General features: G+C 71.4%; 22 protein-coding genes and 1 riboswitch. Of the genes, 12 read left to right on the forward strand and 10 right to left on the reverse strand.

Annotated features, from left to right (window positions below; all coding sequences use genetic code 11):
• The first annotated feature begins 31 nt into the window (after positions 1-31).
• Positions 32-388, forward strand: coding sequence for a tetratricopeptide repeat protein (locus ABTX18_RS01705; protein WP_352120723.1), 357 nt, complete (start codon positions 32-34; stop codon positions 386-388).
• Positions 389-479: 91 nt separating this feature from the next.
• Entirely contained in the window at positions 480-989 is a 510-nt protein-coding gene (locus ABTX18_RS01710) for a GNAT family N-acetyltransferase (protein WP_352120724.1), read from the forward strand.
• 128 nt (positions 990-1,117) lie between these two features.
• Here the strand turns inward: ABTX18_RS01710 and ABTX18_RS01715 are convergent, their stop codons facing one another.
• Positions 1,118-1,891 carry a CbtA family protein gene (locus ABTX18_RS01715; protein WP_352120725.1) on the reverse strand — a complete coding sequence of 258 codons (774 nt, stop codon included), beginning with the start codon at positions 1,889-1,891 and terminating at the stop codon, positions 1,118-1,120.
• 29 nt (positions 1,892-1,920) lie between these two features.
• Positions 1,921-2,136 (reverse strand): CbtB domain-containing protein, encoded by a 216-nt coding sequence (locus ABTX18_RS01720; protein ID WP_352120726.1) that lies wholly within the window; start codon positions 2,134-2,136, stop codon positions 1,921-1,923.
• Between the two features lie 45 nt (positions 2,137-2,181).
• Positions 2,182-2,275, reverse strand: a riboswitch (adenosylcobalamin (AdoCbl) riboswitch).
• Positions 2,276-2,399: 124 nt separating this feature from the next.
• Between ABTX18_RS01720 and ABTX18_RS01725 the strand changes: the two genes are divergently transcribed.
• Positions 2,400-2,990: a histidine phosphatase family protein gene (locus ABTX18_RS01725; RefSeq protein ID WP_352120727.1), complete on the forward strand. Its 591-nt coding sequence runs from the start codon at positions 2,400-2,402 to the stop codon at positions 2,988-2,990.
• Between the two features lie 41 nt (positions 2,991-3,031).
• Here ABTX18_RS01725 and ABTX18_RS01730 read toward each other — a convergent pair whose 3' ends face one another.
• Entirely contained in the window at positions 3,032-4,474 is a 1,443-nt protein-coding gene (locus ABTX18_RS01730) for a dihydrolipoyl dehydrogenase family protein (RefSeq protein WP_352120728.1), read from the reverse strand.
• 115 nt (positions 4,475-4,589) lie between these two features.
• Here ABTX18_RS01730 and trxA point away from each other — a divergent pair, with 115 nt between their 5' ends.
• Entirely contained in the window at positions 4,590-4,961 is a 372-nt protein-coding gene (trxA, locus tag ABTX18_RS01735; RefSeq protein ID WP_352120729.1) for a thioredoxin, read from the forward strand.
• Between the two features lie 77 nt (positions 4,962-5,038).
• On the opposite strand, the gene ABTX18_RS01740 is transcribed toward trxA, so the two are convergent.
• Positions 5,039-5,521, reverse strand: coding sequence for a hypothetical protein (locus tag ABTX18_RS01740; RefSeq protein ID WP_352120730.1), 483 nt, complete (start codon positions 5,519-5,521; stop codon positions 5,039-5,041).
• Positions 5,522-5,577: 56 nt separating this feature from the next.
• Entirely contained in the window at positions 5,578-6,597 is a 1,020-nt protein-coding gene (locus ABTX18_RS01745) for a LacI family DNA-binding transcriptional regulator (RefSeq protein ID WP_352120731.1), read from the reverse strand.
• 110 nt (positions 6,598-6,707) lie between these two features.
• On the opposite strand from ABTX18_RS01745, the gene ABTX18_RS01750 reads away from it, so the two are divergent.
• Positions 6,708-7,157, forward strand: coding sequence for a type II toxin-antitoxin system PemK/MazF family toxin (locus ABTX18_RS01750; RefSeq protein WP_352120732.1), 450 nt, complete (start codon positions 6,708-6,710; stop codon positions 7,155-7,157).
• Between the two features lie 56 nt (positions 7,158-7,213).
• On the opposite strand, the gene ABTX18_RS01755 is transcribed toward ABTX18_RS01750, so the two are convergent.
• The gene (locus ABTX18_RS01755) at positions 7,214-8,056 is read right to left on the reverse strand and encodes a TIGR02452 family protein (RefSeq protein WP_352120733.1); all 843 of its coding nucleotides are present in this window, start codon (positions 8,054-8,056) and stop codon (positions 7,214-7,216) included.
• A gap of 147 nt (positions 8,057-8,203) precedes the next feature.
• On the opposite strand from ABTX18_RS01755, the gene egtA reads away from it, so the two are divergent.
• From egtA to egtD, 4 genes are read left to right on the forward strand one after another with little or no spacing between them, the layout of a single operon-like run.
• Complete coding sequence (gene egtA / locus ABTX18_RS01760; protein ID WP_352120734.1) at positions 8,204-9,520, forward strand: ergothioneine biosynthesis glutamate--cysteine ligase EgtA; 1,317 nt, start codon at positions 8,204-8,206, stop codon at positions 9,518-9,520.
• Positions 9,517-10,866, forward strand: coding sequence for an ergothioneine biosynthesis protein EgtB (gene egtB, locus ABTX18_RS01765; protein ID WP_352120735.1), 1,350 nt, complete (start codon positions 9,517-9,519; stop codon positions 10,864-10,866). Before egtA ends, egtB begins: the two co-directional genes overlap by 4 nt.
• Positions 10,866-11,621 (forward strand): ergothioneine biosynthesis protein EgtC, encoded by a 756-nt coding sequence (gene egtC, locus ABTX18_RS01770; RefSeq protein WP_352120736.1) that lies wholly within the window; start codon positions 10,866-10,868, stop codon positions 11,619-11,621. Before egtB ends, egtC begins: the two co-directional genes overlap by 1 nt.
• Entirely contained in the window at positions 11,618-12,580 is a 963-nt protein-coding gene (gene egtD / locus ABTX18_RS01775; RefSeq protein WP_352120737.1) for an L-histidine N(alpha)-methyltransferase, read from the forward strand. The genes egtC and egtD overlap by 4 nt, the downstream gene beginning before the upstream one ends.
• Before the next feature lie 54 nt (positions 12,581-12,634).
• Here egtD and ABTX18_RS01780 read toward each other — a convergent pair whose 3' ends face one another.
• A complete protein-coding gene (locus ABTX18_RS01780; protein ID WP_352120738.1) occupies positions 12,635-13,891 on the reverse strand; it encodes an extracellular solute-binding protein in 1,257 nt (418 codons plus the stop codon).
• Between the two features lie 205 nt (positions 13,892-14,096).
• On the opposite strand from ABTX18_RS01780, the gene ABTX18_RS01785 reads away from it, so the two are divergent.
• Entirely contained in the window at positions 14,097-14,312 is a 216-nt protein-coding gene (locus ABTX18_RS01785) for a dodecin (RefSeq protein WP_136325688.1), read from the forward strand.
• A 62-nt stretch (positions 14,313-14,374) separates the two neighbouring features.
• On the opposite strand, the gene ABTX18_RS01790 is transcribed toward ABTX18_RS01785, so the two are convergent.
• Complete coding sequence (locus tag ABTX18_RS01790) at positions 14,375-14,866, reverse strand: phosphatase domain-containing protein (protein WP_352120739.1); 492 nt, start codon at positions 14,864-14,866, stop codon at positions 14,375-14,377.
• 148 nt (positions 14,867-15,014) lie between these two features.
• On the opposite strand from ABTX18_RS01790, the gene uvrA reads away from it, so the two are divergent.
• Positions 15,015-17,429 carry an excinuclease ABC subunit UvrA gene (uvrA, locus tag ABTX18_RS01795; protein ID WP_352120740.1) on the forward strand — a complete coding sequence of 805 codons (2,415 nt, stop codon included), beginning with the start codon at positions 15,015-15,017 and terminating at the stop codon, positions 17,427-17,429.
• A 233-nt stretch (positions 17,430-17,662) separates the two neighbouring features.
• On the forward strand, positions 17,663-19,429 hold the full coding sequence (locus ABTX18_RS01800; protein ID WP_352120741.1) for a glycosyl hydrolase family 18 protein: 1,767 nt from the start codon (positions 17,663-17,665) through the stop codon (positions 19,427-19,429).
• 72 nt (positions 19,430-19,501) lie between these two features.
• Here ABTX18_RS01800 and ABTX18_RS01805 read toward each other — a convergent pair whose 3' ends face one another.
• On the reverse strand, positions 19,502-20,248 hold the full coding sequence (locus ABTX18_RS01805; RefSeq protein ID WP_136325685.1) for a succinate dehydrogenase/fumarate reductase iron-sulfur subunit: 747 nt from the start codon (positions 20,246-20,248) through the stop codon (positions 19,502-19,504).
• A complete protein-coding gene (locus ABTX18_RS01810; protein ID WP_352120742.1) occupies positions 20,245-22,194 on the reverse strand; it encodes a fumarate reductase/succinate dehydrogenase flavoprotein subunit in 1,950 nt (649 codons plus the stop codon). The genes ABTX18_RS01805 and ABTX18_RS01810 overlap by 4 nt, the downstream gene beginning before the upstream one ends.

Raw genomic sequence — 22,194 nt, forward strand, 5'->3', positions numbered from 1 at the left:
ACCCGGCGGTACCCCCGACCGAGGAGGTCACATGAGCGACACCTACTACGAGTTCGGTACCGCAGCCGAGCGCTGGGACCGCGCGCAGTTCTTCTTCGATGCGAAGGAGTACACGATCGCGGCCCGGGTTCTGGGTGGCCTCGTCGAGGAGGTGCCGGAGCAGGTCGCGCCACGGTTGCTGCTGGCGCGGGCCTACTACCACTCGGCACGGCTCGTCCGCGCCGAGACGGAGCTGCGCGCGGTGCTGGAGCGCGACCCGGTCGAGCAGTACGCACGGCTGATGCTCGGCCGCACGCTGGAGCGTCAGGACCGCCAGGCCGAAGCGGACACGCAGCTGCGGCTGGCGTCCGCTCTGTCCGGGGACTTCGTCCCGGCCGGCGGCGCCTGACCGCCGCACCCGCCGGGCGCCGCAGTCCTTCGCCCCGGCCGGCCCGATATTCCGGTGCGGCCCGGCCGGGGCGCGTGGTACTTCCTGGGGCATGGATGACCTCGTCACACCCCGCCTGCTCCTCCGTCCGATGACCGTCGCCGATGCCGAGCAGGTGGCGGCGGGCCGGCCGGGGGAGGGCGTGCGCTGGGCTCCGGGGTACCCGTGGCCCGGCGAGATGGGGGCGGCTAAGCGGTTCCTGGACACGTGCACGGAGACCGGCGACCCGAGTCCGTACGTTCCCTACGGGATACGGCTCCGCGAGAACGGGCTGGTGATCGGCGGTGCCGGGTTTCACGGGGCGCCCGACGAGCAGGGGCACGTCACGATCGGCTACGGGCTCGTGCCGTCGATGCGCGGCATGGGGTACGCCTCCGAGGCGCTTCGCGCGCTGCTGACGTTCGCCCGTGCCCAGGGCGTCGCATGCGTGCACGGAGACACCGATCTCGACAACATCGGCTCGCAGCGCGTCATGTCCGCGGCGGGCATGCGCCTCGTCAAGGAGGACGCGCGGCTGAAGCACTACCGCATCGACTGGGACGGGCCCGCCGGGCAGGAGTGAGCCGGCTTCCTTACGCGGCGGAGCCCGCCGGGATCTCCCCCGGCGGGCTCTGCGCGTGGCGCCGGCGCCGTATGCACGCCTCTGCCGCCTACGTCCCGCCGTCGCGGGTCGTCTGGTTGCTCCCGGACTCAGCCCGCGACAGTGGCCGGCCGGTTCGTCTTGCCGTCCTTGGCCGTCACCGCATCCGGCTTCGGCGCCAGCAGCCGTTCGGTGAGGTAGCCGAAGACCAGCCCGAAGGTGGTCCACAGCGTGATCTGCACCGCGAGCGTGGCCAGCCTGAACTGCCAGAGCAGTGTGGCCGGGAAGTCGTGCCCGACCTCGTTGAACGAGGGCAGGAAGGCGTAGGCGAGGCCGGTCACGAGCACATAGCCGGCGGCCGCGGCGATCGTGGCGTTCCAGTTGCCCAGACGTGGAGCCAGCCGCCTGCCGAGGATGACGGCGGCCACGGCCAGCAGGACGCTGAGCGCGACCATCAGGAAGAACAGTGCGGTGCGCCGCCCGATGGTGTCCGGGTTGCCGACCGCGGGCGGATTCGGCGGGTACTTCAGGAACGGCACGATGTACACGGTCAGCAGGGCCGCTCCCGCGATCAGCGCGGCCGTGGCCCTGGGGCCGAAGCGGCCGATCCGGCCGAGGGCGTAGCAGAAGACGAGTGCGGCGATGCCGCCGACGGCGACGCCGAAGACGAGTACCCCGGTGGCGAGGCCGCCCGTGGACTGCAGGGTGCGACTGACGAGTTCCTCGCCGCCGCCGTGGTCATGACTGTGCGTCTCTTCGAGGGCGATGGCCGCGTCGACCCGGGACTCGCCGAGGAAGTAGGCGACCAGCAGCGCGAACGCGCCCGCGACGAGGCCGGCCAGCATGCCGCGGACCAGCAGGGCTCTGACGGATATGGAGTTCATGAGGGATTCCCCTGGACGAGCCGGATGGATCAGTGGCAGGGGAAACCGAGGAGGTGGCGGCCGTCGTGGACCCACTCGTGCACGCCTTCGCCCGAAATGAGCGCGGTGGCGCCCTGCTCGGCGCCGACGAAGTACAGCAGGATCAGCATGAGGACGCCGAAGAAGACCGCCCAAGGGGCAAGGGACTTCAGCGAGATGGGGGTGATGGCGGGTGTGACGGCAGCGGGGGCAGCAGTCTGTGCCATGGCAGAACCTCCTGAGGGAACACGCGTCCCGATCGTGGTGCCTGAGACGAAGGTGCTGGGTCTGACTTCCCGCACAGGTACGGGTTCACAGTGGCGCGACCGTGCCGGATTCTCACCGGGCTTCCGTCACACCTTCGTCATGTCGTCGCGACCATACCGCCTGGGCGCGAGAGCCGCCATGGTGCCCGGGGGCGGTTCGATGGCCCCCGGATGCCGTGGTGTGCTTGGCCAAGTGGCCACAGTTCAGGGAGTGGAGAACGGGTATGGCGGTACGGGTGATGTTGGTCTCACCGGCGATGAACGCCGCGCTGCGCGAGGCCCGGTTCGCGGGTGACGCGCCCCTGGACGACTCCGGGCTCCGGCGTGCCCGTGCCGCCGCGGGCACGTTGCCCGCCGCGGACCGGACGGTGCATGGCCCGTCCCGCCGCTGCACCCGGACCGCCGACGCCCTGGGCGTGCGTTCCGTTGTCGAACCCGCCACGCACGACTGGGAGTTGGGCCGCTGGTCCGGTGCACGGCTGGACGAGGTGAGCGCGAGCGAACCGGAAGATGTGGCCGCCTGGCTCGCGGATCCCGCCGCAGCCCCGCACGGCGGCGAGTCCCTGCTGGATCTATGCGCCCGGGTGGGGGCGTGGCTCGACTCCCTGGACCTGGACGGCGACAGTCCCCGGCGGGTGCTGGCGGTGGTGGAGCCTGCGGTGGTCAGGGCAGCGGTCGTCCGCGCCCTGGAGCTTCCGCCGCAGGCGTTCTGGCGGATCGACGTCGCCCCGCTGGCGCTGACGGACCTCAGCGGCCGGGCGGGGCGGTGGAACCTGCGCTGCGGGCGTCCGCTCGCGCCCGGGCCGGGGCGTTGAGCCGAGCGGGAAAGCCCAGGGCCTGTCCGGCCGGTCAGAGCCTAATTCCCCCGGTACGTCTCCAACAGCCGCAGCCAGATCTCGCTGATCGTCGGGTACGCGGGAACCGCGTGCCACAGGCGGTCGAGGGGGACCTCGCCGGCGACCGCGATCGTCGCCGAATGCAGGAGCTCGCCGATGCCGGGGCCGACGAACGTGACCCCCAGCAGGATCTCCCGGTCCAGGTCGACGATCATGCGGGCCCGGCCCCGGTAGCCGTCCGCGTACAGGCCGGAGCCGGCGACGGCGGCGAGGTCGTGGTCGACGGCCCTGACCCGGTGGCCGGCCTGTTCCGCCTCGGCGAGGGTGAGGCCGACCGAGGCCGCCTCCGGGTCGGTGAAGACGACCTGCGGGACGGCCGCGTGGTCGGCGGTGGCCGCGTGGGCGCCCCAGCGGTCCGTTTCCAGCAGCGGCACGCCTAGGGCACGTGCGGCGATCGCCGCGCCCGCGATGCGGGCCTGGTATTTGCCCTGGTGCGTCAGGAGCGCCCGGTGGTTCACATCACCGACCGCGTAGAGCCACGGGACGCCCTCGACCTGGCAGCTGTCGTCGACGGTGAGCCAGGACCCGGGCTTCAGGCCGACCGTCTCCAGGCCCAGGTCGTCGGTGCGCGGGGCGCGGCCGGTGGCGAAGAGGATCTCGTCGGCCTCGATCCGTTCGCCGTTGTCGAGTCCGACGGTGACCGGTCCGCCCGGCGCGGGGCGCTCGACGGAGGTGGCCGAGACACCCGTACGGATGTCGGCTCCCGCCTCGGTCAGCGCTTCGGCGACCAGCTCACCGGCGAAGGGCTCCATGCGGGGCAGCAGCCCCTTGCCGCGGACCAGCATGGTGATCTGGGCGCCCAGGGCGCCCCACACCGTGGCCATCTCCACGCCGACCACTCCCCCGCCGACCACGACGAGACGTCCGGGCACCTCCTTGGCGCTCGTCGCCTCGCGGCTGGTCCAGGGCCGCGCGCCGTCGATGCCCGGCAGATCGGGGACGACGGCCCGGCTGCCCGTGCACACGGCCACCGCATGGCGGGCCGTGAGCCGGTGTTCCGTACCGTCGGGCGCGGTGACGGTGACGGCCTTCGGGCCCGTCAGCCGGCCCTTGCCGCGGAAGATGTCGGCTCCGATCCCCTCCAGCCAGGCGACCTGGCCGTCGTCCTTCCAGTGCGAGGCGTACGTATCGCGGTGCGCGAGCACGGCGGCGGTGTCGAGCGGGCCCTGGACCGCGGCGGCGAGGCCAGGGACGCGGCGGGCGTCGGCCCGGGCGACGACCGGGCGCAGCAGGGCCTTGCTCGGCATGCAGGCCCAGTACGAGCACTCGCCGCCGATGAGCTCCGACTCCACGATGGCGGTGCTCAGGCCGGCGGCGCGGGCGCGGTCGGCCACGTTCTCACCCACCGGACCAGCGCCGATGACCACAACGTCGTAAGGGACGGACTCCACAGCATGTGTCATGGGCCCATTCTGGTCATGGGTGTGGGCCGCGGCCACATGGGCAGGCGGAATAGCGCAAGCACAGGCACCGTTGTCCCGGACACGTGGATACGGGCACAGGAAGAGGTAGCAGAGCATGAGCACCGTAGAGCTCACCAAGGAAAACTTCGATCAGGTCGTCAGCGAGAACGAATTCGTCCTGATCGACTTCTGGGCTTCCTGGTGCGGCCCGTGCCGGCAGTTCGCGCCCGTCTACGACGCGGCGTCCGAGCGTCACGCGGACCTGGTCTTCGCCAAGGTCGACACGGAGGCGCAGCAGGAACTGGCGGCGGCCTTCGAGATCCGGTCCATCCCGACGCTGATGATCGTCCGCGACAATGTGGCGGTCTTCTCGCAGCCGGGCGCGCTGCCCGAGGCGGCCCTGGAGGACGTGATCGGCCAGGCCAGGAAGCTGGACATGGACGAGGTCCGCAAGTCGGTCGCGGAGCAGCAGAACGAACAGAAGTAGGCGACGCCGCCTGGCGTGTGCCCAGGGCCCGGCCGTTGACGGCCGGGCCCTGACGGCTGTTGTGCCGGCGGGCGGTGTCAGCCGTCCACGTTCCGCTCCGAGATGCGGACCGTGAGTCCGTAGTCGAGCTCCGATCCGTCGATGAGCAGCGCCTCGACGGTGTGCGTGGCCGGGTCGATGTCCGCGACCATCCCGTCGCCTTCGTAGCGCGGGTATCCCGACTCGCCCGTCTCCCCGGTGGCGGCCACGACCGCCGAGCGGATGGCCGCGCCGGGGCCGTGGTTGCCTGCGTCCCGGCTGCCGGAGACCCGGGCACCCTCAGTGCCCTTGAGGTCCTCGTCGTCCTCGGCGCCTTCGACGCCCGAATCCCCGGCACCGTCGTCGTCTGAACCGGCGTCGCCCGAGTCGGCATCCCCCGTACCCGGATCCTGGACGTCGGAATCCTTGACGTCGGAGTCTTGCGCTTCGGAATCCTCGGTGCCGGCTCCCTCGTCCGCCGTGCCCTTGCCGTCGGTGAACGCGGGGACGAGCAGGATCTCGTAACTCTGCGGATGGCTCATGGTCATGACGCTAAGCAAGGGCCGCCCGCCGCGCATGTTGCCGCGCTGGCGTCGGTTCAGCTGGACTCGCGGTGGACGGTCCGCGCCCGGAGCAGGTCATGCCGCTCCGGCTCCGCCCCCGGGTTCCGCACCAGCCGGTCGACGAGGCCGGCCAGCGGCTCCACCGTGGCCAGTTCCATCCGTACGCTGCTGAGCCTGGGCCGCAGCAGCCTGGCCGGCAGTGAGTCGTCCGCGCCGATCACCGCGGTCTGTGCGGGCACCTCGATGCCGGCGTCCTGGAGGGCCCGCATCAGCAGCATCGCGTAGCTGTCGTCGTACGCGAAGACGGCGTCCAGACGGAGCGTGCGCCAGCGGGCGGCGAGGGCGGCGGCCGATTCCTCCGTGTACCGCAGGGGGAGCTCCTCGATCAGGGCCTCGCCCCCGGCGGCGCACCGAGCGCCGACGAGTCTGGGGCCGGCGAACAGGGCGAGACCCGGTTCCGCGGGCATCACCACGCCGATCCGGCGCCGGCCGCGCTCCAGCAGATGCCGGACGGCGCTGCCTCCCACTTCCCGCTGATCGGCGATCAGCGCGTGCGCGCCCGGCACCGGCTGCGGCCCGAGGGTGATGACCGCCTTGGCGCCGGAGCGCCTGAGCACGGCGATGCCCTGGGGGGCGAGCGGGACCGACCCCGGCACGATGACGGCGACGGGGCGCAGTTCGGCCCACGCGCGGGCGGCGTCGTCCGGGTCCAGGCCGAGGGAGCCGTACTGGACGACGGTGTAGTCGAGATGCCGCAGACCGGACTCCAGCCCGTGCAGGAAGCGGCGGTGCAGCGGCGCGGAGGGAAGGTTCGCCGTCGGCAGGAGCACCATGCGGGAGTGTCCCGCGCGCAGGCTCCGGGCGGCCGCATGCGGTACGTAACCGAGTTCTGCGGCGGCCTCCCGTACCCGGCGGCGGGTCGGATCGCTGATCCGTACGGCCGTGTTGTTGTTCAGTACGTACGACACGGTGGCCCGCGAGACGCCCGCGAGCCGCGCCACGTCGGCGCTGGTCGGAACGGGACCTTCGGCGGGCTGCTTGGGTAACTGACTCATGGCGTCGGGCAGTCTTACAGAACCGTTCGGCGCGGGAACGCGCCGGGGCCCGGACCCGGTACGGTGCACCTGCTCCCCGCGCGAGGCCGCGCAGGTCCTACGGTGGAGCGATGACGATCCAGAACCGCAGCGCCGGCTTCCCCGGCCAGGCCGGTCCCACCGCCACCGCCCAGGCGGACCCGCACGACGTGGGTCCGGTCCGCACCTCGTACGCCCCCGACCGGGACGGCGACCCCGACCCGGGCGAGATCGTCTGGACCTGGGTGCCCTTCGAGGAGAACGACGGCCGCGGCAAGGACCGTCCCGTTCTCGTCGTCGCACGCGAGGTGACGGGCACCCTGCTCGCCGTACAGCTGTCGAGCAAGCAGCACGACCGGGAACGGGAGTGGGTGGCGCTGGGAGCGGGTCCCTGGGACAGTTCGGGCCGGGCCTCGTGGGTCGATCTGGACCGGGTGCTGCGGGTCCACGAGGGCGGAATGCGGCGCGAGGCGTGCGCGCTGGACCGGGACAGGTTCGACCTGGTCGTCGTGCGGCTGCGTGAGCTCTACGGCTGGAGGTGACGGCCGGCGGCCCTTCCGCAAGATGCCCGGCCGGCGTCGCAGCCTATGGCTCGACCTCAGCCTGAGAGTTGAGCCTCGTCGGCGAACGCACGGTCGAAGGCCGCCCGGTTGGGCGCAGCGGCGTCGCGGTCGGGAATGCCGAAGACGATCTGCTCGAAGTGGCCCGCGAAACGGCCGCCGCCGGTGAGCAGCGCGCGGAAGGCGCCCGCCACCTCGGCCGGGTCGTTCTGGAACACGCCGCATCCCCAGGCGCCCAGGACCAGCCTGCGGTAGCCCCGTACCGCGGCGACCTCCACCACCCTTTCGGCGCGCGAGGCGAGGGCGGCTGGGATGAGGCGGGCCGACTCCGGGGTCCGGCTGCGGATCACTCCGGCGTTGGGTGCGGGCGAGGTGAGGAATCCCGCCGTGTACGGGGTGTCGAGCAGCCGGCCTCGGTCGTCGCGGAAGACGGGCACGCCCGGTGAGTGGATCACCCGATCGGTGTAGAAGGCGCTGCGCTCGGCCCGGTGGTGGGCGTAGAACTCGGGGGCCCTCAGCAGTGTCGCGTACAGCGCGGAACCGCGGCACAGCGCCTCCTCCTGTGCCTGTGCCCCGTTGAGGTAGCCGCCGCAGGGGTTGCGGGCGGATGCGTAGTTCAGGACGGCGACCTTGCCGGGTCCCTCGCCGGTCATCCGGGCGGCCGCCTGCAGGCTGCTCTCGCCGGTGACCTCGATGCGCGGTGTGCGGTTCGTGTCCAGTGCGGCGACGTGCACCGGCTCGGGGCCGTACAGCCTGGTGCCCGACAGGGCGGCGGTCAGCGCGCGCTCGATGGCGACCTCGCGGCCCTGTGGTGTGCGGTAGTGACCCGCCTCGACGATGGTCTCGGTCTCCCGCGCGATGCCGCGCAGCCGGGCGCTCACCGCCCCTCCCCCTTATGGTGCATACGAGGCATGGTCGACGCCTCCACGGCATGGGCGCAAGTGAATTTCTGACGCACAGGGGCACCCTTGTGCGATCTCCCGGCAGGGGTTTGGGTAGGACGGTCGCACTGGAACAGGAGGCCCGGAATGTCATCCGACACACCTGGCGCACACGGTCCGCCCGGACACACCACGCCCATCGGCGAGGGCGAGGCGGAGGATTTACTGCGCTGTATCTGCTTCAAGACCGGACCGCCCCGCCTCGTGGGAGTCGAGCTCGAATGGCTCCTGCACGACCGTGAGCGGCCCCGCGTTCCCGTCACGCCCGACCGTCTCGACGCGGCCGCGTCGGCCGTCGGGGCGCTGCCGCTGAACGCGGCGCTCACGTTCGAGCCAGGCGGCCAGCTCGAGCTCAGTTCGCTCCCCGCGGACTCGCTCATGGAGTGCATCAACGACACGGCCGCCGATCTCGTCGCCGTGCGCGAAGCGCTCGGCCGGCTGGGCCTGGCTCCGGCCGGGTTCGGCGTCGACCCCTGGCATCCCCCGCGCCGGCTGTTGCGCCGGCCGCGCTACGACGCCATGGAGACCGTGCTCGACCGGTCGGGTCCCGCGGGCCGGGCCATGATGTGCACGACCGCGTCCGTCCAGGTCTGTCTGGACGCAGGAGAGGAGGAGCCGGGACCGCTCGGCTACGGGCGGCGCTGGCAGCTGGCCCATCTGCTGGGCGCGGTGCTGGTGGCCTCGTTCGCCCACTCGCCGTTCCGGCTGGGGACGCCGACGCCGTGGCGGTCCACGCGCCAGTCGCTGTGGGCCGATCTCGATCCGCTGCGCACCCTGGCCCCGGCCGGGCAACTGCCGCCACGTGACGCCTGGACGGCCTACGTGCTCGACACGCCCGTCATGTGCATCCGGGGCGGCGATGGCCCCTGGGCGGTGCCCGAGGGGCTCACCTTCCGCGACTGGATCCGCCGCGGCGAGCCGCGCCGGCCGGTGCGCGCCGACCTCGACTACCACATCACCACGCTGTTCCCGCCGGTGCGCCCGCGGGGACACCTGGAGCTGCGCATGATCGACGCGCAGCCCGGTGACGACGGCTGGCTCGTGCCGCTCGCCGTCACCACTGCCCTGTTCGACGATCCGGAGGCCGCCGAGACCGTGTACCGCACCGTCAAACCCCTGGCCGAGACGGCGGGCCCGCTCGCCGCACCCCGCAATCCGCTCTGGACCGGGGCCGCCCGCGACGGGCTGACCGATCCCGAACTGCGGACGGCGGCGACGGCCTGCTTCGACCTCGCCCTGGAGGCGCTGCCGCGCCTGGGAGCGACGAGGGCCGTACAGGACGCGGTGGCCGGTTTCCGCGACCGCTACGTCGCCCGGGGCCGATGTCCGGCCGACGACCTGCGGGAACGGCTCATGACGGACCGGCACCACGGATCGGACCACCCGAAGGGGACCCTCTCATGACCGACTCCCCCGCTCCCTCGCCGTACGGACAGCGGAATCCGGACGTCCAGGACCCCGAGGCGCTCCGGGAACGCGCGCTCGCCGCGCTGCTCACCGCCCGCGAGCGCACCGCGCTCCTGACCGACAGCGTGGACGACCACGAACTCACGGCCCAGCACTCCCCCTTGATGTCGCCGCTGGTCTGGGATCTCGCGCACATCGGCAACCAGGAGGAACTGTGGCTGCTGCGCGGCGTCGCCGGCCGCGAGGCCATGCGCCCGGAGATCGACGGCCTCTACGACGCCTTCGAACATCCCCGGGCCTCCCGCCCGTCGCTGCCGCTGCTGGCGCCCGCCGAGGCCCGTTCCTATGCGGCCGAGGTGCGCGGCCGGGCGCTGGACGTACTGGAGTCCACGCCGCTGGGCGACCGCCCGCTGGTGCGGTCCGGATTCGTCTTCGGGATGATCGCCCAGCATGAACAGCAGCACGACGAGACCATGCTGATCACCCATCAACTGCGCTCGGGGCCCGCCGCGCTGACCGCCCCGGAACCGCCGCAGGCCGCCGACGCGGCCGCCCTGGCCACGGAAGTCCTGGTGCCCGGCGGACTGTTCACCATGGGGACGTCCACGGAACCGTGGGCGCTCGACAACGAGCGCCCCGCACACCGGCGCGAGGTCCCCGGTTTCTTCATCGACACCGCGCCGGTGACCTGTGGCGCCTACCGGGCGTTCATCGAGGACGGCGGCTACACGGAGCCGCGCTGGTGGGCGAGCGAGGGCTGGGCCATGGTGCGTGAGCACGGGCTGACCGCGCCGCTGTTCTGGCAGCGGGACGCCGGGCAGTGGCTGCGCCGGCGCTTCGGGGTGACCGAGCCGGTCCCGGCCGACGAGCCGGTGCTGCACGTGAGCTGGTACGAGGCGGACGCGTACGCCCGCTGGGCCGGCCGCAGGCTTCCCACCGAGGCCGAGTGGGAGAAGGCGGCCCGCCACGACCCCGGCTCCGGGCGCTCCCGGCGCTACCCGTGGGGCGACGAGGACCCGACACCGGACCACGCCAACCTCGGGCAGCGCCATCTGCGTCCCGCACCGGCGGGTGCGTACGCCGCCGGGCGCGCACCGTCCGGTGCCGGGCAGCTGATCGGCGATGTGTGGGAGTGGACGTCCAGCGACTTCCTGCCCTATCCGGGCTTTGCGCCGTTCCCGTACCGCGAGTACTCGGAGGTCTTCTTCGGTCCGGAGCACAAGGTGCTGCGCGGCGGTTCCTTCGCGGTGGACGCGGTGGCCTGCCGGGGGACGTTCCGCAACTGGGACCTGCCCGTACGGCGCCAGATCTTCTCCGGATTCCGCACCGCCAGGGATGTTTGATGTGCCGTCATATCGCTTATGTGGGGGTACCGATACCCCTGGGCGTGGTGCTGAGTCAGCCGGAGCATTCGCTGGTGCGGCAGTCCTGGGAACCACGCCGGCAACGGTTCGGGACCGTCAACGCGGACGGTTTCGGTGTCGGCTGGTACGCGGACGGGGACCCGGTGCCGGGACGGTACCGCCGGCGGGGCCCCGTCTGGGGCGACCAGACGTTCGCCGATCTGGCCAGAGTGGTGCGCAGCCACGCCCTGCTCGCGGCGGTCCGGGACGCCACCGCGGCGGACCCGGACGGCGAGGCGGCGGCCGCGCCCTTCGTCGGCGGCGGTGTGCTCTTCAGCCACAACGGTGCGGTGAAGGGCTGGCCCGGATCGATGGCGCAGCCGGCGGCGAAGCTCCCCGCGGCCGAGCTGCTCGGGCTCACCGCCCGCTCCGACTCCGCGTTCGTGTGGGCGCTCGTGCGGCACCGGCTGGCGCTGGGCGACGCGCTCGCGGAGGCGGTCGCGGACACCGTGCTGGAGGTGGCCGGGGCTGCGCCCGGATCCCGGCTCAATCTGCTGCTCACCGACGGCCTCACCATCGTGGCGACGGCCTGGGGGGACACCTTGTGGTACCTGGCCGAGCCCGGCCGGCGCACGGTCGTCGCCTCGGAGCCGTACGACGACGATCCGCACTGGCGAGAGGTCCCCGACCGCACTCTGCTGACCGCGACCCGCGCCGACGTGTCGCTGACCCCGCTCAAGGAGCCCACCGAGTGAGTCCTTTTCTGCTGACCCGTACCCTGCCGGTGGACGCGACGGACGCGGCGCTGCGCGCCGATGTGCTGGACGGTCTGACCGGGCACCCCAAGACGCTGCCGCCGAAGTGGTTCTACGACGCCCGCGGCAGTGAGCTGTTCGAGGAGATCACCCGGCTGCCCGAGTACTACCCGACGCGCGCGGAACGGGAGATCCTGATCGACCGGGCGGCCGAGATCGCCGCCGCCTCCGGTGCCCGGACGCTCGTGGAGCTGGGCTCGGGGTCCTCGGAGAAGACCCGGCACCTGCTGGACGCGCTGCCGGAGCTGCACAGTTACGTACCGGTCGATGTGAGTGAGAGCGCGCTGCGCGGCGCGGCCGAGGCGCTGCTGGAGGAGCGGCCGGAGCTGTCGGTGCACGCGCTGATCGCCGACTTCACCGCGGAACTGTCGCTGCCGGACACTCCGGGTCCCCGGCTGGTGGCGTTCCTCGGCGGCACCATCGGCAATCTCCTGCCGGACGAACGGGCCGCGTTCCTGGCGTCGGTGCGCTCGCTGCTCTCCCCCGGCGACACGCTGCTGCTCGGGACGGACCTGGTGAAGGACGAGGAGGTGCTGGTCGCGGCGTACGACGACGCGGCCGGGGTTACGGCCGCGTTCAACCGGAACGTCCTGTCGGTCGTCGACCGGGAGCTGGGCGCGGACTTCGCACTGGACGACTTCGAGCACGTGGCCCGGTGGAATGCGCGGCAGGAGTGGATCGAGATGCGGCTGCGGGCCCGCCGGGCGCTCACGGTGAAGGTCCCGGAACTGGATCTGCTGGTGTCGTTCGAAGCCGGTGAGGAGCTGCGGACGGAGGTGTCGGCGAAGTTCCGCAAGGACGGGGTGCGCGGCGAACTCGCGGCGGCCGGCCTTCGGTTGAGTCAGTGGTGGACGGACGCCGAGGGGAGGTTCGCCCTGTCCCTGGCCACCGTGGACTGAAGCCGGCCCGGGCAGCGCGCAGCTCCGCGCGCGCTGCCCGTCGGGCCCCGGCGGTCAGCTGCCCGCGAGGAGTGCGGTGATCTTCTCGGACGCGGTCCTGGCCGCGGTCGCGGGGTCCCCGCCCTGGAGGACCGCTGTCATGTAGGGCTTGATCGGGTTGGCGGCTTCGACGGCCGCCCACTGTGGCGAGTTGGGGGTCGCGTGGCCCCGCGCGGCCCCTGCGGCCATCGCGGCGGTGCTCTCCTCCCCCTCGATGACATGGGCGAGGGATGTCTTGTTGGGCACGTAGCTCATGGTCTTGGCGAGTTCCTCCTGCCACTTGGCCCCGGCCAGTGCCTTGATGACCTCGAATCCCGCGCTTCGCTGGTCCGCCTTCTGCGGAATGATCAGGTCGGAGCCGCCGGTGAAAACGGACCCGGGCGCCTTCGCGCTCTTGCCCGGTATGGGGAAGTAGCCGAGCTTTCCCGCGAGTTCGGGGTTGGCCTTCTCGATGAGGGTCGCGGTGCTGGGGGTGGAGATGATCTGCGCGACGTCTCCCTTGGCGAACACTCCGCTCTGTGGGGGCATTTCCTCGTCCGCGTCCTTGGGGCCGTCACCGAGCGCCTGGAGTTCGGAGTAGAAGTCCATGCCCCTGAGCGCGGCGGGGCTGTTGAGAGCGCCCTGCCAGTCGCCGTCCGTGTCGTCGGCGAGTTCACCGCCCTCGTCCCAGATGAATCCGGCGAGTACGTACCAGTTCTGGCCCGGCAGATACATGCCCTGGTTGCCGTTCCGGTTCAGCTTTTCGGTGTCCGCGATCCACTGGGTGCGTGTCTTCGGCAGGCTCTTGATTCCCGCCTGTTCGAAGAGGTCCTTGTTGTAGATCACCACCCGGTTGGCGGCGTACCACGGGATTCCGTACTGGACACCGCCGATGCTGCCCGGCTCGGCGAGGCCGGGAATCCAGTCCTCGCTGCCCAGGTCACGCATGGACTCCAGGGTGAGATCGCGCAGGTTGCCGCTCTCGGCGTACTGGGCGACCTGGGTGTTCCCGACTTCGATGACGTCCGGGGTGTCCTTGCCGCCCAGTGCCGCCAGAACCTTCGGCCCGATACCGCTCCAGTTCTGAATCCTGAAGTCCAGTTCCACCGAGGAGTGCTCGTCCTCGTACGACTTCTTGAAGCGGTCCAGGAAGTCAGCGGTGACACTGTCCTTCATCAGCCAGATGGTGACCTTCTTGTCACCCGAACCGCCGGACCCGGGCACCATTGCGCACCCGCCCAGCGCAAGGGTGGACATCAGGGCAATGGCTCCGGCGAGCATGCGGTTCTTCACGGGGTCACCTTCTGCGAAACGGCAGGACGGATGTGTGTGGGGACCCGGTGTGGGGGACTGCGGGCTGCGCTCGCACGGGCGTGGCTGGATTTTGGTATGGACCAATGCTCCGGTCAAGGGCGGTTGCGGACAGACCGCCGGTCCGCGACCTCTCGCGAACCTGGCCGAGGTGGGGCACCTTGGTAAGGGCGAGAGGAGACACACCATGTCAAACCACACGTATCGCGTCACGGAGATCGTAGGAACCTCCCATGACGGCGTGGATGCGGCGATCCGTAACGGCGTCGCAAGGGCTTCCGAAACGTTGCACAATCTCGACTGGTTCGAGATCACCCAGGTTCGCGGGCAGATCGAGGACGGCCGGATCGCGCACTACCAGGTCGGGCTGAAAGTGGGCTTCCGGCTCGACGACCCCGAGTGATCAGGCGTTGCGACCCTGATCCGGTACGACGGCCTTCATGATGTGCTGTGCTGCGGCTCCAATCAGGTGCGCCCCTCGCGCTCCTGCGCGTCCTTCAAGGCGGGCGAGGCGTGCGTCCAGCGGGCGCGCACCACCGTGAACCCGGCCCGTTCGGCTTCGTCGCAGACCAGCTCGTCGTCGTCCACCAGCATCCGTACCACGCGGTCCCGGCCCATCCGCTTCAGGATCTCCAGCTTGGTCCTGCGGGCCGGCCGCCGGTCGTCGTCGCGCCGCATGTGGAGCAGCCCTTCGGGGAGCCCCTGCCGGGCCAGCCAGGCCACGGTGTCCTGGCGGCAGCGCTCGGGCCGGCCCGTGAGGTAGACGACCTCGCACTCCTCGGCGCTGCTCACGACGAGCCGTACGCCTTCGGGCAGCGGCGGGTCGTCGGGGGCGGCGGAGAAGAAGGCGTCCCAATTGCGCCGGGGGCCCTCCAGGTAGTGCTGGCGGTGGGCGGTGTCGGCGAGGGTGCCGTCCAGATCGAATACGGCCAGCGGCCGGTCGGCGTTGTTCTTCATGGACCCAGCAAACCAAGGTGCGGCCGCGTTCGGCGATCCGGCACGGGGCGGGCCCCGCCCCGGCCCCGGCCGGACGCGCGTTCCGCCGCCTAGGATCGAACCGTTTGCCCCGGTCAGCCCAACCGAACCGTACGGAGCCCCCGCCCCCATGCCCACCCCCCACGACCCGTACGTCAGGGTCCGCGGCGCACGCGAGCACAATCTGCGGGACGTCGGGGTCGACATCCCGCGCGACACCCTCACCGTCTTCACGGGCGTCTCCGGCTCAGGCAAGTCCTCGCTGGCCTTCGGGACGATCTACGCGGAGGCCCAGCGACGCTACTTCGAGTCGGTCGCCCCCTACGCCCGCCGGCTCATCCACCAGGTGGGCGCACCGAAGGTCGGCGAGATCACCGGGCTGCCGCCCGCCGTCTCGCTCGAACAGCGCCGCTCCGCGCCCGGCGCCCGGTCGTCCGTCGGTACGGTGACCACGCTGTCCAACTCCCTGCGGATGCTGTTCTCCCGCGCCGGGGACTATCCGCAGGGGGCGGAGCGACTCGACTCCGACGCCTTCTCGCCGAACACCGCCGCCGGCGCCTGTCCCGAGTGCCACGGACTCGGCCGCATCCACCGCACCACCGAAGAACTCCTGGTCCCCGACCCCGGGCTGTCCATCAGGGCCGGGGCGATCGCCGCCTGGCCGGGGGCGTGGCAGGGCAAGAACCTGCGCGATGTGCTGAACGCGCTCGGCTACGACATCGAGCGGCCGTGGCGCGAGCTCGATGCGGCCGACCGTGAGTGGATCCTGTTCACCGACGAGCAGCCGGTGGTCACCGTCCATCCGGTGCGCGACGCCGACCGCATCCAACGCCCTTACCAGGGTACGTACATGAGCGCGCGGCGCTATGTGATGCACACGTTCGCCGACTCCCGCAGCCGCACGCTGCGCGCGAAGGCCGAGCGTTTCCTGACCAGTGCGCCCTGCCCCGTCTGCGGCGGCAGCCGGCTGCGGCCCGAGGCCATGGCCGTGACCTTCGCGGGCCGTACGATCGCGGAGCTGGCGGCCCTCCCCCTCACGGATCTCGCCGAGGTGCTGTCCGCTGCGGGCGGGGGCGACACAGCCCGGGTGCTGACGGGGGATCTGCTCGCCCGCATCGGGACGGTGACCGAACTGGGGCTCGGCTATCTCAGCCTCGACCGTACGGCTCCGACGCTCTCCTCCGGTGAACTCCAGCGGCTGCGGCTGGCGACCCAGCTGAGGTCGGGGCTCTTCGGCGTCGTCTACGTCCTGGACGAGCCGTCGGCCGGGCTGCACCCCGCGGACACGGAGTCGCTCCTCGCGGTGCTCGGCCGGCTCAAGGAGGCCGGGAACACGGTCTTCGTCGTGGAGCACCAGATGGACGTGGTGCGGAGGGCGGACTGGCTGGTCGATGTCGGTCCGCTGGCCGGCGAGCACGGGGGCAGGGTGCTGCACAGCGGTCCGCCCGCCGGGCTCGCCGATGTCGCGGAGTCGGCGACGCGGCGCTTCCTCTTCGACGACGCCCCCGTCCCCGTACGCCAGGTGCGCACGCCCTCGGGGTGGCTGCGGCTGGTCGGGGTGGACCGGCACAACGTGCGCGGGGTGGACGCCGCCTTCCCGCTCGGGGTGTTCACCGCCGTCACGGGGGTGTCGGGTTCGGGAAAGTCGACGCTGGTCGGCCAGGTGCTGGCGGGTGTGCTGGCCGACCGTCAGGCAGCGGACACCGCCCAGGAGCGGCCGGCACCCGGCTGCGCGTCGGCGGAGGGGCTGGAGGCGGTGGACCGCCTCGTCCAGGTCGACCAGCGGCCCATCGGCCGTACCCCCCGCTCCAATCTGGCCACGTACACGGGACTCTTCGACGTCGTGCGCAAGCTGTTCGCCGCGACGGGCGTGGCGCGCGAGCGGGGCTACCGGGCCGGCCGATTCTCGTTCAATGTGGCGGGCGGGCGGTGCGAGACCTGCCAGGGCGAGGGGTTCGTGTCGGTGGAGCTGCTCTTCCTGCCCAGTACGTACGCGCCCTGCCCGGACTGCCATGGCGCGCGGTACAACCCGCAGACGCTCGACGTCACACTGCGCGGGCTGAACATCGCCCAAGTGCTGGACCTTACGGTGGAGTCGGCGGCCGGGTTCTTCAGGGACACGCCCGCCGCCGGACGCAGTCTGCGGACGCTGCTCGACGTGGGCCTCGGCTATCTCCGGCTCGGGCAGCCGGCGACCGAACTGTCCGGCGGCGAGGCGCAGCGGATCAAGCTGGCGGCGGAACTGCAGCGCGCCCGCCGGGGCCACACCCTGTATCTGCTCGACGAGCCGACGACGGGACTCCATCCGGCCGATGTCGAGGTGCTGATGCGGCAGTTGCACGGGCTGGTCGACGCGGGAAGCACCGTCGTGGTCGTGGAGCACGACATGGCCGTGGTGGCGGGCGCCGACTGGGTGATCGACCTCGGGCCGGGCGGCGGCGACCGGGGCGGCCGGATCGTGGCCGCGGGGCCGCCGTTGGACGTGGCCGGGGCCCAGGAGAGCCGCACGGCCCCGTACCTCCGGGCCGCGCTTCACCTCAGCTGACCACAACTCCCCTTCACCCGAGTTGAGTTGCTCCTCCGGCACGCCTGGAGGAATGAAACAGTAAAGAAGGTTGACAGTTAGTTGGTCCAGACCAATCATGGGCATGCCACACGGTCGCTCCTTGCCGTGTGGCATGTGACCCCGGCCGGGCCTCACAGGAACGGGCCGCGCCCCTCACCGGGCGCGGCCGAGCCGTGCGATCCCCGTTGTCCCACCCCGCTGGGAGCTGCCCCATGAGACGTCCAAGAACAGCCGGCGCCCTCCTCGGCGCCTTGGCCACCGCCATCGCGTCCGCAGGCCTGGTCCTCGGATCGGGCGCCGGCGCACAGGCCGCCGCCACCGCCGCCACTCCCCTGCCCGCGCATGTCTTCGCCCCGTACTTCGAGGCGTGGAACGGCGACAGCCCGGCCGCGCTCTCCCAGGCGTCCGGCGCGAAGTACCTGACCATGGCCTTCATCCAGACGGAGGCCCGCGGTTCCTGCACCCCCTACTGGAACGGCGATGCGGGAACTCCCATCGCCTCGTCCGAGTTCGGCGCCGACTTCACCACCATCCGCTCGCGCGGCGGCGATGTGATCCCGTCGTTCGGCGGCTACGCGGCCGACAACGGCGGCACCGAGATCGCCGACAGCTGTACGAGCGTCGACTCCATCGCGGCGGCGTACGAGAAGGTCATCACGACCTACGACGTGTCCCGCCTCGACATGGACATCGAGGACAACTCCCTGGAGAACAGCGCCGGAATCGACCGCCGCAACAAGGCGATCAAGAAGGTCCAGGACTGGGCCGCCGCCAACGGGCGCTCGGTGCAGATCTCGTACACCCTGCCCACCACGACCAGCGGGCTCGCGGCCAGCGGCCTCGCCGTGCTCAAGAACGCCGTGTCCAACGGCGCCCAGGTCGACGTCGTGAACCTCATGACGTTCGACTACTACGACGGCGCCGCGCACAACATGGCGCAGGACACCCAGACGGCGATCACCGGGCTCAAAGGCCAGCTGGCCAAGCTCTACCCGTCGAAGACCGACACCCAGCTGTGGGGCATGACGGGCATCATCGAGATGCCGGGCATCGACGACTACGGCCCGGCCGAGACGTTCACCACCGCCAACGCCCCCGTGGTCTACGACTGGGCCGTCTCCAAGGGCGTCGGTACCCTGTCGTTCTGGGCACTCCAGCGCGACAACGGCGGCTGCCCCGGCACCGGCGGAAGCGACAGCTGCTCCGGGATCGCGCAGGACACCTGGTACTTCAGCCACACCTTCGCCCCGTTCACGAGCGGCGGCACCGGTCCGGTGACGGACGACTACTCGGTGGCCGTCGCGCCCGGTTCGGCGACGGTCGCACCGGGCGGCTCGGCCACGGCCACCGTGAAGACCGCGGTCACCTCGGGCAGCGCCAGGACCGTCGCGCTGACGACGAGCGGGGCGCCGGCCGGTGTGACGACGGCGCTCAGCCCGGCATCGGTCACCGCCGGGGGCACATCGACGCTGAGCGTGACCGCGTCGGCGTTCACCGCGCCCGGCACGTACACGATCTCCGTGACCGGTACGGCGGGCACGCTCAGCCACACGGCGTCCCTCACCCTGACGGTCTCCGGCCCGGGTGGCGGCACCGGATCGCTGGTCAACGGCGACTTCGAGACCGGGTCGCTCGGCCCCTGGACCTGTGAGCCCGGCGGCGCGGTCGTCTCCTCGCCGGTGCACGGTGGTACGCACGCACTCGCCGTGGCGCCCACCTCGTCGCAGACCGGCGAGTGCACCCAGACGCTCATCCTGTCCCCCAACACCGCGTACAAGCTCAGCGGCTGGGTGCAGGGGAACTACGCCTACCTCGGCGTCCGGGGCGGTGCCTCGGCGAGCACCTGGGGTCTGTCCAGCGGGTACGCCAAGCAGTCGGTCGCCTTCACCACCGGGGCGAGCGGCACGGTGACCGTCTATCTGCACGGCTGGTACGGGCAGGGCACGGTCTACGGGGACGACCTCTCCGTAACCTCCTGACCTGCCGGAGACGTACGCACTTCCCGGTCCCGGAGGCGAGCGGCCTCCGGGGCCGGGAACCGGTATGCGCGCTCAGCGGTGGACCTTGCGGGCCGCCCGCAGCCACTCCTTGTTCATGGCGGAGATCGACGGCAGCGGGATGCCCTTCGGGCAGGCGGTGGCGCACTCACCGGTGAGCGTGCACCCGCCGAATCCCTCGCTGTCCATCTGGCCCACCATGTCCAGGACCCGGGTCTCGCGCTCGGGAGCACCCTGCGGAAGCACGTTGAGGTGGTTGACCTTCGCCGAGGTGAACAGCATCGCCGAGCCGTTGGGGCAGGCCGCGACGCAGGCGCCGCAGCCGATGCACTCGGCGTGCTCGAAGGCGAAGTCCGCGTCCGGCTTGGGCACGGGCGTCGCGTGGGCGTCGGGTGCCGTGCCGGTAGGGGCGGAGATGTAGCCGCCGGCCTGGATGATCCGGTCGAAGGCCGAACGGTCCACGACGAGGTCCTTGACGACCGGGAAGGCCGAGGCGCGCCACGGCTCGATGTCGATCGTGTCGCCGTCGCGGAACGAGCGCATGTGGAGCTGGCAGGTCGTGGTGCGCTCCGGGCCGTGGGCGTCGCCGTTGATGACGAGGCTGCACGCGCCGCAGATGCCCTCGCGGCAGTCGTGGTCGAAGGCGACGGGGTCGTCGCCGGCGAGGATGAGCTCCTCGTTGAGGGTGTCGAGCATCTCCAGGAACGACATGTCCTGCGAGATGCCGTCCACCTCGTACGTGGACATGGCGCCGGGGGCGTCGGTGTTCTTCTGGCGCCAGACGCGCAGGGTGAGCTTCATGCGTAGCTCCGCTGAGTGGGGTGGACGTACTCGAAGACGAGGTCTTCCTTGTGCAGGACGGGGGGCTCGCCGGCGGCGGCGAACTCCCAGGCCGCCGCGTACGAGAACTCCTCGTCCCGGCGGGCGGCTTCACCGTCCGCGGTCTGCGACTCCTCACGGAAGTGGCCTCCGCAGGACTCCGCGCGGTGCAGCGCGTCGAGGCACATGAGCTCGGCGAGCTCCAGGTAGTCGACGACGCGGTTGGCCTTCTCCAGCGACTGGTTGAACTCGGCGCCGGTGCCCGGGACCTTGATCCGGCGCCAGAACTCCTCCCGGATCTGCGGGATCCGGCCGAGGGCCTTGCGCAGACCCTCCTCGGTGCGGGCCATTCCGCAGTACTCCCACATGAGTTCGCCGATCTCCCGGTGGAAGGAGTCGGGGGTGCGGTCGCCGTCGACGGACAGCAGCAGGTTGAGCCGGTCCTCGGTCTCTGCCACGGCCTCCTCCACGGCGGGGTGGGAGGCGTCGACCCCCTCGTGGTGCGGATGGCGGGCCAGGTAGTCGTTGATCGTCGACGGCAGGACGAAGTAGCCGTCGGCGAGCCCCTGCATCAGCGCGGAGGCGCCGAGCCGGTTGGCGCCGTGGTCGGAGAAGTTGGCCTCGCCGATCGCGAACAGGCCGGGGACCGTGGTCTGGAGGTCGTAGTCGACCCAGAGTCCGCCCATCGTGTAGTGCACGGCCGGGTAGATCCGCATCGGGGTCTCGTACGGGTTCTCCGCGGTGATCTGCGCGTACATGTCGAAGAGGTTGCCGTACTTCTCCTCGACCTTGGCGCGGCCCATCCGCGCGATGGCCTCGGCGAAGTCCAGGTAGACGCCCTGGCCCCCGGGTCCGACGCCACGGCCCTCGTCGCAGACGTTCTTCGCGGCGCGGGAGGCGATGTCGCGGGGCACGAGGTTACCGAAGGCGGGGTAGATCCGCTCCAGGTAGTAGTCGCGCTCGTCCTCGGGGATCTCGTTCGCCGGGCGGGTGTCGCCCTTGGCCTTCGGCACCCAGATGCGGCCGTCGTTGCGGAGCGACTCGCTCATCAGCGTCAGCTTGGACTGGTGCTCGCCGGTGCGCGGGATGCAGGTGGGGTGGATCTGGGTGAAGCAGGGGTTGGCGAAGTAGGCGCCGCGCCGGTGGGCGCGCCAGATGGCGGTGGCGTTGGAGTTCATGGCGTTGGTCGACAGGTAGAAGACGTTGCCGTAACCGCCGCTGGCCAGGACGACCGCGTCGGCGAAGTACGTGTCGATCTCCCCGGTGACCAGGTCGCGGGCGACGATGCCGCGGGCCTTGCCGTCGACGACGATCAGATCGAGCATCTCGGTACGGGAGTGCAGTTCGACGTTGCCCGCGGCGATCTGCCGGGACAGTGCCTGGTAGGCGCCGAGGAGCAACTGCTGCCCGGTCTGGCCGCGGGCGTAGAAGGTGCGGGAGACCTGGACGCCGCCGAAGGACCGGTTGTCGAGAAGGCCGCCGTACTCGCGGGCGAAGGGAACACCCTGCGCCACGCACTGGTCGATGATCTCGACGGAGATCTGGGCGAGGCGGTGGACGTTGGACTCGCGGGCGCGGAAGTCGCCGCCCTTGACGGTGTCGTAGAAGAGCCGGTGGACCGAGTCGCCGTCGTTGCGGTAGTTCTTCGCCGCGTTGATGCCGCCCTGGGCCGCGACCGAGTGGGCCCGGCGGGGAGAGTCCTGGAAGCAGAACTGGACGACGTGGTAGCCCTGTTCGGCCAGTGTCGCGCCGGCCGATCCGCCGGCCAGGCCGGTGCCGACGACGATGACGGTGTGCTTGCGGCGGTTGGCCGGGTTGACCAGTTTGGCCTCGAAGCGGCGGGTGTCCCAGCGCTCGGCGACGGGGCCGCCGGGTGCCTTGGTGTCGGCGACCGGCGCCCCGGTCGCGTAGTCCGTGTAGTCGTTCAT

Source organism: Streptomyces sp. NPDC096323 (assembly GCF_040302845.1).
GTDB lineage: Bacteria > Actinomycetota > Actinomycetes > Streptomycetales > Streptomycetaceae > Streptomyces.

What these genes read in the sequence shown, in the direction of transcription:
- egtC (WP_352120736.1), top strand. Translation starts at nt 10,866, where the DNA reads ATGTGCCGTCATATCGCTTATGTGGGGGTACCGATACCCCTGGGCGTG.
- ABTX18_RS01730 (WP_352120728.1), bottom strand. Translation starts at nt 4,474, where the DNA reads ATGACACATGCTGTGGAGTCCGTCCCTTACGACGTTGTGGTCATCGGC.
- ABTX18_RS01715 (WP_352120725.1), bottom strand. Translation starts at nt 1,891, where the DNA reads ATGAACTCCATATCCGTCAGAGCCCTGCTGGTCCGCGGCATGCTGGCC.
- ABTX18_RS01810 (WP_352120742.1), bottom strand. Translation starts at nt 22,194, where the DNA reads ATGAACGACTACACGGACTACGCGACCGGGGCGCCGGTCGCCGACACC.
- trxA (WP_352120729.1), top strand. Translation starts at nt 4,590, where the DNA reads ATGAGCACCGTAGAGCTCACCAAGGAAAACTTCGATCAGGTCGTCAGC.
- ABTX18_RS01790 (WP_352120739.1), bottom strand. Translation starts at nt 14,866, where the DNA reads ATGAAGAACAACGCCGACCGGCCGCTGGCCGTATTCGATCTGGACGGC.
- ABTX18_RS01750 (WP_352120732.1), top strand. Translation starts at nt 6,708, where the DNA reads ATGACGATCCAGAACCGCAGCGCCGGCTTCCCCGGCCAGGCCGGTCCC.
- egtA (WP_352120734.1), top strand. Translation starts at nt 8,204, where the DNA reads ATGTCATCCGACACACCTGGCGCACACGGTCCGCCCGGACACACCACG.
- ABTX18_RS01710 (WP_352120724.1), top strand. Translation starts at nt 480, where the DNA reads ATGGATGACCTCGTCACACCCCGCCTGCTCCTCCGTCCGATGACCGTC.
- ABTX18_RS01725 (WP_352120727.1), top strand. Translation starts at nt 2,400, where the DNA reads ATGGCGGTACGGGTGATGTTGGTCTCACCGGCGATGAACGCCGCGCTG.
- uvrA (WP_352120740.1), top strand. Translation starts at nt 15,015, where the DNA reads ATGCCCACCCCCCACGACCCGTACGTCAGGGTCCGCGGCGCACGCGAG.
- egtB (WP_352120735.1), top strand. Translation starts at nt 9,517, where the DNA reads ATGACCGACTCCCCCGCTCCCTCGCCGTACGGACAGCGGAATCCGGAC.
- ABTX18_RS01720 (WP_352120726.1), bottom strand. Translation starts at nt 2,136, where the DNA reads ATGGCACAGACTGCTGCCCCCGCTGCCGTCACACCCGCCATCACCCCC.
- ABTX18_RS01805 (WP_136325685.1), bottom strand. Translation starts at nt 20,248, where the DNA reads ATGAAGCTCACCCTGCGCGTCTGGCGCCAGAAGAACACCGACGCCCCC.
- ABTX18_RS01800 (WP_352120741.1), top strand. Translation starts at nt 17,663, where the DNA reads ATGAGACGTCCAAGAACAGCCGGCGCCCTCCTCGGCGCCTTGGCCACC.
- ABTX18_RS01740 (WP_352120730.1), bottom strand. Translation starts at nt 5,521, where the DNA reads ATGAGCCATCCGCAGAGTTACGAGATCCTGCTCGTCCCCGCGTTCACC.
- ABTX18_RS01745 (WP_352120731.1), bottom strand. Translation starts at nt 6,597, where the DNA reads ATGAGTCAGTTACCCAAGCAGCCCGCCGAAGGTCCCGTTCCGACCAGC.
- ABTX18_RS01705 (WP_352120723.1), top strand. Translation starts at nt 32, where the DNA reads ATGAGCGACACCTACTACGAGTTCGGTACCGCAGCCGAGCGCTGGGAC.
- ABTX18_RS01785 (WP_136325688.1), top strand. Translation starts at nt 14,097, where the DNA reads ATGTCAAACCACACGTATCGCGTCACGGAGATCGTAGGAACCTCCCAT.